Annotated in this window: 9 protein-coding genes; 2 read left to right on the top strand and 7 right to left on the bottom strand. The window is 58.7% G+C overall.

All coding sequences use genetic code 11. The annotated features are described in order from the left end of the window. Positions 1 to 45: 45 nt before the first annotated feature. Positions 46 to 3,897 (bottom strand): bifunctional diguanylate cyclase/phosphodiesterase, encoded by a 3,852-nt coding sequence (locus EJD88_RS09885; protein WP_099584750.1) that lies wholly within the window; start codon positions 3,895 to 3,897, stop codon positions 46 to 48. 285 nt (positions 3,898 to 4,182) lie between these two features. Here EJD88_RS09885 and ettA point away from each other — a divergent pair, with 285 nt between their 5' ends. Both ettA and gdhA read left to right on the top strand, forming a co-directional pair. Beyond that, the gene (gene ettA / locus EJD88_RS09890) at positions 4,183 to 5,847 is read left to right on the top strand and encodes an energy-dependent translational throttle protein EttA (protein ID WP_099584751.1); all 1,665 of its coding nucleotides are present in this window, start codon (positions 4,183 to 4,185) and stop codon (positions 5,845 to 5,847) included. 300 nt (positions 5,848 to 6,147) lie between these two features. Beyond that, positions 6,148 to 7,485 (top strand): NADP-specific glutamate dehydrogenase, encoded by a 1,338-nt coding sequence (gdhA, locus tag EJD88_RS09895; protein ID WP_158877861.1) that lies wholly within the window; start codon positions 6,148 to 6,150, stop codon positions 7,483 to 7,485. On the opposite strand, the gene EJD88_RS09900 is transcribed toward gdhA, so the two are convergent. The 6 genes from EJD88_RS09900 to EJD88_RS09925 all read right to left on the bottom strand — a co-directional run bounded on the left by EJD88_RS09900 (position 7,482) and on the right by EJD88_RS09925 (position 12,760). Further along, entirely contained in the window at positions 7,482 to 7,979 is a 498-nt protein-coding gene (locus tag EJD88_RS09900; protein ID WP_158877862.1) for a GreA/GreB family elongation factor, read from the bottom strand. The genes gdhA and EJD88_RS09900 overlap by 4 nt on opposite strands. Positions 7,980 to 8,049: 70 nt before the next feature. Then, positions 8,050 to 8,406: a hypothetical protein gene (locus EJD88_RS09905; RefSeq protein WP_158877863.1), complete on the bottom strand. Its 357-nt coding sequence runs from the start codon at positions 8,404 to 8,406 to the stop codon at positions 8,050 to 8,052. A gap of 223 nt (positions 8,407 to 8,629) precedes the next feature. Further along, complete coding sequence (locus EJD88_RS09910) at positions 8,630 to 9,715, bottom strand: type I restriction endonuclease (protein ID WP_112196792.1); 1,086 nt, start codon at positions 9,713 to 9,715, stop codon at positions 8,630 to 8,632. 214 nt (positions 9,716 to 9,929) lie between these two features. Continuing rightward, a complete protein-coding gene (locus tag EJD88_RS09915) occupies positions 9,930 to 10,229 on the bottom strand; it encodes a chorismate mutase (RefSeq protein ID WP_158877864.1) in 300 nt (99 codons plus the stop codon). 96 nt (positions 10,230 to 10,325) lie between these two features. Then, complete coding sequence (locus tag EJD88_RS09920; protein WP_112196790.1) at positions 10,326 to 12,179, bottom strand: DUF4105 domain-containing protein; 1,854 nt, start codon at positions 12,177 to 12,179, stop codon at positions 10,326 to 10,328. A 92-nt stretch (positions 12,180 to 12,271) separates the two neighbouring features. Continuing rightward, the gene (locus EJD88_RS09925; RefSeq protein WP_099584757.1) at positions 12,272 to 12,760 is read right to left on the bottom strand and encodes a DUF3015 domain-containing protein; all 489 of its coding nucleotides are present in this window, start codon (positions 12,758 to 12,760) and stop codon (positions 12,272 to 12,274) included. Between the last annotated feature and the right edge of the window lie 261 nt (positions 12,761 to 13,021).

Raw genomic sequence — 13,021 nt, forward strand, 5'->3', positions numbered from 1 at the left:
GAGGGGGCTTGCCCCCGATGGGGCCAGTAGCCTCACCACCTGATCTCAATCAAACATGAACAGCGCATCATTACTGAACTGCACCTCAAACCGATTGGCCGGCATCGGCCGTCCGAACAGATAACCCTGCACCTCATCGCAGCCATGCTCGCGCAGGAAGTCCAGTTGCTCATGGGTTTCCACGCCCTCGGCGATTACCGCCAGGTTGAGGCTGTGGGCCATGGCAATAATCGCCCGGGCGATCTGCGCGTCCTGCTCTCCGGACGGCAGGCCGTCGACAAAGGTGCGGTCGATCTTCAACACATCGATAGGGAATTGCTTGAGGTAGTTGAGCGAGGAATAGCCCGTGCCGAAATCGTCCACCGCGATACTCAGGCCCAGGTTTTTCAGGCTGTCGAGGATGTGCAGGGCTTCGTTGACTTCGCGCATCAGGATGCTTTCGGTCAGCTCCAGCTCCAGGCACGCCGGCGGCAGGCCGGTGTCCTTGAGGATGGTGGCAATGCGGGTGCCCAGTTGGCCGTCGGAGAACTGCCGCGCCGAGATGTTCACCGAGACTTTTGGCACGCGCACCTTGTTCTGGTGCCAGGTCTTGAGCTGGCGACAGGCTTCGCTGATCACCCAGTCACCCACATCCACCACCAGGCCCAACTCTTCCAGCACCGGAATGAAGTCCCCTGGCGGCACCAGCCCGCGACGCGGATGGCGCCAGCGCAGCAGGGCTTCGGCGCCGGTCAGGCGTTTGCCATCGCCGCTGAACTGCGGCTGGTAATACAGCACGAATTCGTTCTGTTCCAGGGCGTGGCGCAGGTCGCTTTCCAGCTCCAGGCGTTCCAGGGCGCTGGCGTTCATGTCGGCCTGGTAGAACTGGAAGTTGTTCTTGCCACGTTCCTTGGCGTGATACATCGCCGTGTCGGCGTTTTTCATCAGTTGGCTCAGCTCGTTACCGTCCTGCGGGCTGAGGGCGATGCCGATACTGGCGGTCACAAAAAACTCGCGACCCTCCAGTACAAAGGGTTTCACCAGGCTGGCAAGGATCTGCTCGGCCACGTGAATCGCACGGTTCAGCGCCATCTCACGGCTGACCCGTGGTTGCAGGAGCAAGGTGAATTCATCACCGCCCATGCGCGCCACGGTGTCGTCTTCGGCCACGCAGCCGAGCAGGCGGGTGGCCATTTCCTTGAGCATGCGGTCGCCAGCGGCGTGGCCGAGGGAGTCGTTGATCGGCTTGAAGCGGTCCAGATCGAGGAACATCAGCACCACCCACGACTTCTGCCGCTCCGCCGACTGCAACGCAGTGTGCAGGCGGTCCTGGAACAGCGTGCGGTTGGGCAGGTGGGTCAGGGCATCGTAATAGGCCAGGCGGTGGATGCGCTGTTCGCTGGCCTTGCGCTCGCTGATATCACTGAAGAAGCACACGTAGCTGGCCAGGTCGCCTTCGTCGTCGAACACGGCGGTAATGCCGACCCACGCCGGGTAATGTTCGCCGTTGCGGCGCTTGAGCCACACTTCGCCTTCCCACGTGCTGTGCTGGTGTAGTTGCTTGAGCACGTAGCGCAGGTGGGCTTCCTGCTGTTCATCGACGGTGAGCATGTTCGGCAACTGGTCGAGTACATCCGCGACGGCATACCCGCTGACCCGGCTGAACGCCTCGTTAGCCTGCACGATATAGCCCGCCGGGTCGGTGATCAGGATCGCCGAGGTGGAGTGCTCGAATACCGTGGCCGCCATGCGCAGGTCTTTCTCGGCGCGGCGTTGTTGGCTGATATCGCGGCCGACGCCGAGAATGCCTTCGAAGGCGCCATGCTCGTCCCACACCAGGACCAGGCGCAGCTCGATCGGCACCTTACGGCCGTCGGCGCGCAGGCAGTCAAACAGGAACAGCTGGGTCTGCACTTCATCGCGCAGCTTGTTCAGCACCTCGACGTCACCCAGTGCGCGGCTGACCTGTTCCACCAGGCTGTAGATACCGGCCAATTGCGCCGGATTAGCGATGATCGACTGCCAGCCGTTCTTGAACACCCAGTCCACGTCGTACCCGAGCACCGCGCTGACCGACGGGCTGATGTAATTGAGGGCCAGTTTGCTGTCTGTGGAGCAGATCACGTCGCTGATGCTTTCGGCCAGCATGCGGTAGCGTTTTTCGCTGTCGCGCAGGGATTCGCTGGCTTCGATCTGGTCGGTGATGTCCTTGGCCACGCCAATGATGCGGGTGACCTGGCTGGTTTTATCGCGGGCCAGGGCCTGCTCACGAATGTCAAAGCGCCGCCATTGGTTGTTGCGATGGCGGAAGCGCAATTGGCAATGCAACTGCGTTGCGTAGCCGGCCTGGCGTTGCTGCAGGCGCAAGTCGTGGTAATGCTCGGCGTCGTCGGGGTGCAGCAGGATTTCCCAGAAGTACTCGCCCATTTGCTGCAGTTCGGCCTTTGTGTAGCCGAGGGTGTGGCCCAGGTGATGGTTGCTGAAGATCATGCGCTGGCTGATCACGTCCTGCACATACAGATGATCAGGCACCGTGCGCACCACGTCCGACCAGAAACTCTCACGCTCCACCAGCGACAGCTCGATCAGCTTGCGGCTGGTGATGTCGCTGATACTGAGGATCACCGCCTTGAAATCGTCCTTCTGCTCCGGCAGACGCATCACCAGCCACAGGTATTGCTCGTTACCAGCCACATCGTTGAGCTGGATTTCCAGTTCAAGCTGGTTCTGCTGGGTCAGCACGGCTTCGAGTATCTGATGGCCAATGGACGTGCTGTTGCTTGGGCAGTCATCGATCAGCCGTTCCCAAGCCTCCTCGCACGAGTCCACGTTCAGCAGGCGCACCGCTACCTGGTTGATCTCGGTGATGCGCAGCTCGGCGAGCAACTGCCTGCTTTCTTCGGGCTTGTGTTGCAGCCAGGCGTGCAGTTGCTCGCGGGTCTGCACGTGCGTCCTGGCAAAAAACGCATTCAGGCCTGACAGGTCAAGCACGCACAAGGCCACGCCGGTGCCTTCGAAAATATCCTGATAACGCCGCCGGCCTTCATGCACCTGGCGCTGACGGCGACGCATATTCAGCAGCACGATCACCGGGATCAACGAGAACGCCAGGCCCAGCAGGCATTTGCCGATAAACGCCGGCAGCAGTTGTTCCAGCACAGCGGCGCGGTCGAACATGCCACGCAACTGCCAGTCGCTTTTGCTCAGCGGCGTGACCAGTACGCTTTTATTCAAGTCATCCGGCGTCAGGGCGCCGGACCATTGCGCCGGCGAGCCATTGTCACGGCTGACCACGCGGTGGTTCAGGCGGTTTTCGATGGCCCACATCGGGCGCGCACCCTGGCTGTCCTGGCGGGTGAGGTTAACCAGGTAACCGGGCGCCAGGCGCAGCGCCCAGTACATCCTTGAATCGCCGCTGGGCTGGTGCAGCAGCAGGTAGATGATGGTGCCGTCGTTGTTGTTGCTCAGGTAATAGGACTGGCCGTGACTGCGTTGCACCAATTCTTCCAGCCAGGCGCTGTCCTCGCTGTCATTGGCGCTGTCGCTGATCATCGCGCCGCTGGGGGCCAGCAGGGCGAAACTGCGCAGCTCCGGCAGGGAACGCTGCAAGGTGCGCATCAAGGCCTGTTGCTGTTCGCTGTCGCGGGGCGGTTCGACGATCGGTAGCAGGTTGAGGGCAATTTTTGCGCTCAGGGCCATGTTCAGGCTGAACTCTTCAGCCAGGTCGGCGCTGTAGTCGATGGTGTATTGCTGCTGGTTTTTCTGGTTTTGCTGCAACTGGTCCAGCAGTTGCCAGAACAATAACGCGAGCAGCATGAGGACGAGCGTCGCCAATGCGCCTTTAAGGGTGCCGTGCAGGGGCGCTCCCGGCGCTATATGAGCGGCGCGTAAAGGCGTTGGCGGCGTGACTTTGGACAAGCTGTGATCCTGCGGTTTGGCTGGATTGGCGCGCGACGTGCACTATAAGCCGGACGCCCGGAGGGCGGCTAGCATGCCTTGACTTGTGGCAAAGTGCCAGCCCTGCTTGGCTGGACTGACCAAGCGCATTCAGGTAGCTTTGCCGGTTACGCGGGGGCGTTCCAGCCCCAGAGACTCAGGCTTTTTCCGCTCGCTGGCATTGATGATAGTCAACGGCCCGCGCGGCGCATGGCCTGGCACGGGCTTCGCCCGCTTAATTCATCAGTCACTGACGCTAGGTTCACCATGGCTCAATACGTCTTCACCATGCATCGGCTGGGAAAAGTTGTTCCGCCGAAGCGGGAAATCCTGAAAAACATTTCGCTGTCCTTCTTCCCCGGCGCCAAGATCGGCGTGCTCGGCCTGAACGGTTCGGGTAAGTCCACGTTGCTGAAAATCATGGCTGGCGTCGACACCGAGTTCGAAGGCGAAGCCCGCCCGATGCCGGAACTGAACATCGGTTACCTGCCGCAAGAGCCAATCCTCGATCCGACCAAAACCGTGCGCGAAGTGGTCGAAGAAGCCGTCGCCGTGATCAAGAACGCCCAGGCGCGCCTGGACGAGGTCTACGCGGCTTACGCTGAAGAAGACGCCGACTTCGACAAACTCGCCGCCGAACAGGCCAAGCTCGAAGCCATCCTGCAGGCCGGCGACGGTCACAACCTGGAGCGCCAGCTGGAAGTCGCCGCCGATGCGCTGCGCCTGCCGGCGTGGGACGCCAAGGTCGAATTCCTGTCCGGTGGTGAAAAACGTCGCGTGGCCTTGTGCCGCCTGCTGCTGTCGGCCCCCGACATGCTGCTGCTCGATGAACCCACCAACCACTTGGACGCCGATTCCGTCGCCTGGTTGGAACACTTCCTTCACGATTTCCCGGGCACCGTGGTTGCGATCACGCACGACCGGTACTTCCTGGACAACGTCGCCGGCTGGATCCTGGAGCTCGACCGCGGCGCCGGCATCCCTTACGAGGGCAACTACTCCGGTTGGCTGGAAGCCAAGTCCGACCGTCTGGCCGCCGAATCCAAGCAGCAATCGGCCCACGAAAAAGCCATGAAGGAAGAACTGGAGTGGGTGCGCAAAGGCGCCAAGGCCCGCCAGTCCAAATCCAAGGCGCGTCTGCAACGCTTTGAAGAAATGCAGTCGCAGGAATTCCAGAAGCGCAGTGAAACCAACGAGATCTACATCCCGGCCGGTCCACGCCTGGGTGACAAGGTCATCGAGTTCAAGAACGTTTCCAAAGGCTATGGCGACCGCGTGCTGATCGACAATCTGTCGTTCTCCATGCCAAAAGGCGCGATCGTCGGCGTAATTGGTGGTAACGGTGCGGGTAAATCCACGCTGTTCCGCATGCTGATGGGCAAGGAAACGCCGGATTCGGGCACCATCGAAGTCGGCGAAACCGTGCAACTGGCCTGTGTGGATCAGAGCCGCGACGACCTCGACGGTAGCAAGACTGTGTTCCAGCAGATTTCGGACGGCTCCGACCAGATCCGCATCGGCAACTATGAAATCCCGTCGCGCACCTACGTCGGTCGTTTCAACTTCAAGGGCGGCGACCAGCAGAAGTTCGTCAAGGACCTGTCCGGTGGTGAGCGTGGCCGCTTGCACCTGGCCCTGACCCTGAAAGAGGGCGGCAACGTGTTGCTGCTCGACGAACCGTCCAACGACCTCGACGTAGAAACCCTGCGTTCCCTGGAAGAAGCCCTGCTGGACTTCCCGGGCGCCGCCATTGTGATCTCTCACGATCGGTGGTTCCTTGACCGCGTCGCGACCCACATCCTGGCGTACGAAGACGACTCGCAAGCCGTGTTCTTCGAAGGCAACTACACCGAGTACGAAGCCGACCGTAAGAAGCGCCTGGGCGACGCTGCTGCCCAGCCGCACCGTGTACGCCACAAAAAACTCGCCTGATCCGGCGGGTTTGAAAAAAAGCGGAGCCCTCGGGCTCCGCTTTTTTTTGCGCATTTTTCCTGACCCACACTGATCAAATATGGGAAGGGGCTTGCCCCCGATAGCCATTTATCTGTTGGTGCATGTGCGTGATTTGAAATCCCCTTTTAAGTGCATAAAACACGGTAAAACTGGATACAGTTATATCCAATGCACCATTTAAATTCACAAAGGCGACATTTTGCCCTGTCGCAGTGCGACATGAATTGATAAAGTCCGGCCCAATCTCCCTTAAAAACAATCAATTTGCCGAGACTTTTCATGATCGAATCCGTCGAATCCTTCCTTGCCCGCCTGAAAAAACGCGACCCAGACCAGCCAGAATTTCACCAGGCTGTAGAAGAAGTCCTACGCAGTCTGTGGCCGTTTCTTGAAGCCAATCCTCACTACCTGAACTCGGGCATCCTGGAACGCATCTGCGAGCCGGAGCGTGCAATTACCTTCCGGGTGTCATGGGTCGATGATCACGGCAAGGTCCAGGTCAATCGCGGTTTCCGTATCCAGATGAACAGCGCCATCGGCCCTTACAAAGGCGGCCTGCGCTTCCATCCGTCGGTCAACCTGGGGGTGCTGAAATTCCTCGCCTTCGAACAGACCTTCAAGAATTCCCTGACTTCGCTGCCCATGGGCGGCGGTAAGGGCGGCTCGGACTTTGATCCAAAAGGTAAGAGCGACGCAGAAGTCATGCGCTTCTGCCAGGCATTCATGAGCGAGCTGTACCGCCATATCGGCGCGGATGTGGATGTGCCGGCTGGCGATATCGGCGTGGGCGCCCGTGAGATCGGTTTCCTGTTTGGCCAGTACAAGCGCCTGAGCAACCAGTTCACCTCCGTGTTGACCGGCAAGGGCATGACCTACGGCGGCAGCCTGATCCGCCCGGAAGCCACCGGTTTTGGCTGTGTGTACTTCGCTGAAGAAATGCTCAAGCGCGACGGCCAACGGGTTGAAGGCAAGCGCGTGGCGGTGTCCGGCTCCGGCAACGTGGCGCAATACGCGGCACGCAAAGTCATGGACCTGGGCGGCAAGGTGGTCTCCCTGTCCGACTCCGAGGGCACCCTGTACGCCGAAAGCGGTTTGACCGAAGAGCAATGGTCAGCCCTGTTGGAGCTGAAAAACGTTCAGCGCGGTCGCATCAGCGAATTGGCCGAGCGTTTCGGCCTGGAGTTCCGCAAGGGCCAGACGCCTTGGGAGCTGGCCTGCGATATCGCCCTGCCATGCGCCACCCAGAACGAACTAGACGCCGCAGCCGCCCGTACCTTGCTGCGCAACGGCTGCATCTGCGTGGCCGAAGGCGCCAACATGCCGACCACGCTTGAGGCGGTGGATATCTTTATCGAGGCAGGCATTCTGTTTGCTCCGGGCAAGGCATCCAACGCCGGTGGCGTAGCGGTGAGTGGCCTGGAGATGTCGCAGAACGCCATGCGCCTGCTGTGGACCGCCGGTGAGGTGGACAGCAAGCTGCACAACATCATGCAGTCGATCCACCACGCGTGTGTGCACTACGGCGAAGAAAACGGCCGGATCAACTACGTGAAGGGCGCGAACATCGCCGGCTTCGTGAAAGTCGCCGACGCGATGCTGGCCCAAGGCATCGTCTAAGTCTCGGCTTCGATACGCAGCACCTCGATCAACTGATCGCCGACGGGGCGCTTCCACAGCACCTCGTCGCCGATCTGGGCGCCCAGCAATGCGCGACCCAGAGGTGAACCCCAGTTGATCAGGCCTGCAGTCGCGTCGGCCTGGTCTTCACCGACCAACTGGATGCGCTGCTGCTCGTCCTGTTCATTGGCGAACGTGACCCAACTGCCGATCTGTACCTTGTCGGTGGAAGTGGCTGACGCCACTACTTGGGCGCTCTGCACCCGCTGGTTGAAATAGCGCAAATCCCGCTCAAGATCGGCCTGGCGCTGCTTATCGGCCTGTTCGCCCTTGGCGGACTCGGCGCTGTATTCGGCCTGTAGTTGCGCAACCTTGGCCTGTAACTGCGCCAACCCATGCGCGGTCACGCGATTGGGCTGCTCGCTGACCTGCCGCTCCACCGGCTGATCAGCCTGGGCGGCGGCGCTGTCTTCATTCACAAAAGCTCGGCTCATGGTGTTCTCCCTCTATGAAACTTGGGCCATGGTCGCCGTGCTTTAGTTTCGATGGATGTCTGAAAGCGACCTATTGCGAGTGATAGGCCCTGGCGGCATCGCGATCCTTTTCCTGCTGCCAGGCGCGCTCACGGTCGTCCCAGTGATTGTCCTTGTAGTCGCGCAGTTCTTCGTTCTCGCGCATGGCCTTGCACTGGCGAAAACCGTCTTCCCAGCCTTCGGCGTACTCCCGGTCTTTCAGATAGCGTGGCACGTTCTTGCGAAATGTCCCCGTGATCACCCCGGCCGCTTGGCGACCGCTGCTGCAGCCGTCGTCAAAGCCATCGGCAAAAGCCGGTGGATAGCCTTTGGCCAACAACTCCTGGTGAGTCGATTGACAACCCGCCAGCCACACCATCGCACACAGCATTACCGCATACCGCCACATGGCGTACTCCCTGGCCGTTTCACGGCTGATATGGGAAGTCTAGAAGGGGATTCGTCGGGGGGATGTGAAAGGCGTGTGAGAAATCTGTAGACCGCTATGGGCTGTGCAGCAGCCCCAATACAGGCAATGGAGATTATCCAGAAAGATTGCGGTGCCTGGTTTCGGGGCTGCTGCGCAGCCCAACGGGAGCAAGCTCCCTCGCCACAGGGGGTATCATCCGCCCCTAGTCGTAATAACCCACTGTCTTTTTCAATTGATCCGCATACTCGTAAATCTCATCAATGGACGAAATCGCATGTCGGGTTTCATTTTTTTCCTCGTCGAATATCCCGAGGTACTTCTGACTGCGGTTGAAGTGGAGGCGACAAATCGGCTTGCGATTGTTGTCGTCCAGCAAAATTCCAAAATAGCTTTGAGTATCTCGCTGAACAATTCGCTTGGCATCTACTACCGATCTCACTACTGCCCTGACGATGTGATAACCCTCTAACTCTTCAAGTGTCGTCAGGATCTTGTCTTCTGATTCATCGCGGTCCTGCGTATCAGAATTCGCGCTGTTTGCCACTGGCATCGAGGCGATAGTCGGTTGAATTACGCCGCTCATGGCTGACTTGAGTCGATCATTGATTTGATCATTCAGAAATTGTGCTAGCGCTTTTCGAGTCAGTTCAAAAAACTGTTCACGCACTTTCTGCGTGATGACGCCGTCATAAACGCGGGATGCAAAGAATTTCACGAACTCGTCTTCGGGTTTACTGACCTGAGCGCCGATAATTTTCTTGAGTTGGCTGACGTACTTCAGCTCTCCTGCAGCATTGATGATCGAGTCTACGTCGAAAGCCGACTTAGTAAGCTTGATCAATTCCGGCACGGAATATTCGTCAATGTCCAGCAAGTCCAGTTCCAGGAATGGCTTTTCGTCCATTTTGTTGGGGGCGTCCAGGTCGGTAAAAAACCTGTAGACCTGGCCGTTTGTGAGAATGGAGATTCTCGCGCTTGTCACATGGAAGTATCGAAAAAGCTGAGAGGCGTGATTAATGCTCAGTGACTCACCGATTTTTTTGCATTCGATGAGAATTTGAACCTCACCGTTTTTCATGATTGCGTAGTCGATCTTTTCGCCTTTTTTAGTCCCCACATCGCATACGAACTCAGGCGTCACTTCCTGGGGATCAAACACGTCATAACCCAGGACAGTGTTTATGAAAGGCATTACGAAAGCATTTTTTGTAGCTTCTTCCGTTTGAATGGCAGGGCCTTGTAACCGAACTTTTGCTGCCAGACTGGTGAGCTTTTCAAAAAAATCCATAGTCAGCCTCTACCTATTCAGATCCGTGGATAGACTTGGTGGCAATTTGATTGCTATCCGAGACTAGCCACAAATCCTCATAAAGCGAGGGCAGTAAAAGCAAGTTGGTATCAATTAGAAAAAGCTAAAAAATAGGCTGAGGTTTCCTGCTTATTAATCAGTGGCTTGAAGATGCCTAAAGGATTTCTATATCAGCGAATAAATTTGCAAATTTTTACCCCACTCGACCGCGTGCCGCATGCTCAGCCAACTCTTGCTCAATAAACGCCGAAATCATTGCGCGATAGACCTGCTCGGTGACTTCTGGATTGGCGCCCAGCGTGTGCGCCAAGCCCCGCACCTTGGCGATCACCTGTTCAACCCGTTGTGGTGCCTTGACCGCATCTGCATCCTTTTTAAAGCGGGCTGCCTGGGATACGTAGGCGCCACGTTCAGCCAGTAGGCTGACAATTTGCTGGTCGAGGCGGTCGATGTTGTCACGGACTTCTTCGAGAGTGTTGCAGTTAACTGCCATGTTGATTGGAACTCCCTGAGATGGAAACTGAATAAATACGGGCAAATGTGGGAGGGGGCAAGTCCCCTCCCACATTTTGATTTTCACCAGGCTGGGTCAGTAGTGATACCACTTTACTTCGAGCATCACTTCATTGACCGGTGTCGACAAGTGGCTGTATTCGCGCTGTGCACTCAGGCGCAGCCCCAGGTTGCGCGACAGTTCCCACTGTTGGTTGAGGCTGATGCTGCGACGCACTTCACCATTGGTGAAGAAATCGCCCTTGGCCTCCAGGCTCAAATTGCCCAGCGGGTTTTTCCACAGTACGCCGGTGTTAAAGCCGGCCGCGGGGGAGATGGCTTCGTTGAAGTCGTTGTTGTGTTCCACACGCACGGTGCCGAGGGCGAAGCCGAGCATGTCGTCGCGCAGTTGCCAGGTGCCGCCGGCGCCGCCGTTGACGTGGGCGACCAGGGTTTCATCGTCGTGCTTGCCCGGCACGCGCTCCAGGCCGCCGGTGACTTGCCATGACCACGGCTGCAGCAGGGCGTTGCGCGGGGTCAGGGAGCGGATGGTGGCCAGGTCCAGTTGCTGCAGTTGCCAGTGGTTGCCTTCGTACTGGCGCAGTTTCATTTGCAGGATTTCGATCTGCGCGCCGAGGGGGAAGCCTTCGGCATTGTCGTTGAGGTCGTGGTAGGCCATGCGCAGGCCGTATTCACCGAAGGCCTTGTCGCCACGGGTGCCGAGGCCGGCTTGCCAGGTGCGCGATTCGTGACCGTTTTCCGGCAGGCCGGGCGGCGTGATCTTCAGGTCGGGCGCGGGGTTCTGGTTGATGGCGCGCAGCAATTCGAAACTGCGTTGGGAGCGTGCAGTGTCGCGTTCCAGGCCGTTGGCGCGGTAGCGGCCCAGGCGATAGGCGGCGTCGATGATCAGGGCCTGGCGGTCGCGAGGCAATGCTTTAAAGGCCGGCGCCTGCAATTGTTGCTGGTCATCGCTGACCTTGAGCACCCATTGCTGTTCGTCGCTGTCCAGCGGCTTGGCGCGTTCCAGCAACTCGCGCTCGCGGGATGGCCTGTAGTCGATTTTCTCGACCAGGCCTGCGTCCTTCACTGCCTTGACGGTGTCGGTAGGAATGGCCGTCAGCGGGAATTGCTCGGTCAGGCGCAGGCCGGGGCGGGCCACTTGCAGCAGTTCCAGCAGGCGATAGGAGCAGTTTTCGTCGAAGAAGAAGTAGTCGAACTGGATCTGCTTGAGCTCCCACACGTGCTCGACCATGCGCTCGGTCTCGACCTGGGTGAGGTTGAGCCGGTATTCCCACAGGTCGCGGTTTTCGAGGCTACGGTACTCGGAGAGTTTTTCCTGGTAGGGCACCAGTGCGAACAGGCCGGGGTAGCCGCCCATCAGGCCTTTCCAGGCGTAGAGGATGCTGTTATCCGAGCCTTCTATGTAGGCGCCGAAGTTGATCGCGTAGCTGAGCAGCGCGGTCTTGTTGCTCTGCACGTCAGCCTGGTCGATACGCAGCAGGGTGTGGCCGAACATCGACGACGGGCTGTTGAGGTAGGCCGCCGGGAAGATCATCACCGCGCTGTGAGGGGCGACATCCTTGAACCATTGCTTGAATTCGGTGCAGTCCACGGCGGGCAGGTCGGTCAGGTTCAACTGAGCCTTGAGCCAGCGGGTACGTGCGGGGTAGACGCATTGGGCGTGTTTTTCGCCCAGGCTGGCCGGAGCATAGAGTGCTTCAACGGTGGCCTTGAGTTCGGCATCCGGGTGGTGGGCGCCATCGGCGGCCAGGAAGAATTTCTTTTCACTGACATAACTGCGCCAGCCGCTGATTTTCCCGGCTTCGTAATGGCCCAGCGAAAGCCAGAACGGATCGTTGGCCAGTTGCTGCAAACGTTGATCATCAAGGTGCGGTGCCGCGTACAGCGGGGCGCAGGCGAGGAGTGCCATCCAGGCAAAGCGTTTGAGCATAGGGGCAACTTAAGTCGGAAATTAGAGAGACCCAAAGGGGAGGCGGGTCCAAAAATAAAACCCGCGCCTGGGGAGGCGCGGGCAGGTCGAGCTTAAGCCTGGGTAGCGTATTTCGCCAGACGGGCATCGCCTTTCAGTACAGCCAGGGTGTTGTTGTGCACGTCTTCAGCGGTCACATCGGCCTTGCTGAAGATTTGTTGGAAGTGTTCGTGAGCCACGGCTGCGAAGTGGTCACGATCTTCTGGCGCAACGCCCAGTACCACGGCGTAGGTGGTCAGTGCTTCGCCATTACCCTTGGCCATGTCTTCGGACAGCTCGTTCATCATGCCATTCATGGCAATCCAGGACTTGCCGCCGTAGGTCAGCGCGCTGTTGGTGCTGCAACCGTTGGTGCCCGAGGTCATGCCGAAGGTGGCGTTGCCCGAGGTGCCGTTGGTGGTGGAAGCCAGGAAGTGGGCTGGAGTACCGCGCTGGCCTTCGAACAACATGTTGCCCCAACCGCAGTTCGGGCCACCTGGTGCTTCTGCCATTGCATTGAGGGAGACGACGGTGAAGAGAGTACCGAGAAGGATCCGTTTCATAGCTTTGTTCTCTTTGTGTGCAAACCAATGGACAAGGGTTCAGGCACTTCATAGCGCCCTAGGGATCGGTTATTAGTCCAACCCGCGCAGTTTGGAGTTTAGGCACGTTCCAAGGGTTCCGTGTGTTTTTATAAAACAATCAGAGATGTCGCGATTTTTTTGTAGGACGCATTCCGTGTCTACGCTTTCCCACAGGCTCGCCTTGCCAGAGCGCGCAACGGAGAGCCAGAATGCCGTCATCTGCCCCGCCTGATGTAAGGA

It is taken from the genome of Pseudomonas sp. PB105 (assembly GCF_009764655.1).
Lineage (GTDB): Bacteria > Pseudomonadota > Gammaproteobacteria > Pseudomonadales > Pseudomonadaceae > Aquipseudomonas > Aquipseudomonas cyclaminis.

Bases quoted from the DNA above. Each gene is read 5' to 3' on its own strand.
- EJD88_RS09915 (WP_158877864.1), bottom strand. From the start codon at position 10,229: ATGGCAGTTAACTGCAACACTCTCGAAGAAGTCCGTGACAACATCGAC.
- gdhA (WP_158877861.1), top strand. From the start codon at position 6,148: ATGATCGAATCCGTCGAATCCTTCCTTGCCCGCCTGAAAAAACGCGAC.
- ettA (WP_099584751.1), top strand. From the start codon at position 4,183: ATGGCTCAATACGTCTTCACCATGCATCGGCTGGGAAAAGTTGTTCCG.
- EJD88_RS09910 (WP_112196792.1), bottom strand. From the start codon at position 9,715: ATGGATTTTTTTGAAAAGCTCACCAGTCTGGCAGCAAAAGTTCGGTTA.
- EJD88_RS09905 (WP_158877863.1), bottom strand. From the start codon at position 8,406: ATGTGGCGGTATGCGGTAATGCTGTGTGCGATGGTGTGGCTGGCGGGT.
- EJD88_RS09920 (WP_112196790.1), bottom strand. From the start codon at position 12,179: ATGCTCAAACGCTTTGCCTGGATGGCACTCCTCGCCTGCGCCCCGCTG.
- EJD88_RS09925 (WP_099584757.1), bottom strand. From the start codon at position 12,760: ATGAAACGGATCCTTCTCGGTACTCTCTTCACCGTCGTCTCCCTCAAT.
- EJD88_RS09900 (WP_158877862.1), bottom strand. From the start codon at position 7,979: ATGAGCCGAGCTTTTGTGAATGAAGACAGCGCCGCCGCCCAGGCTGAT.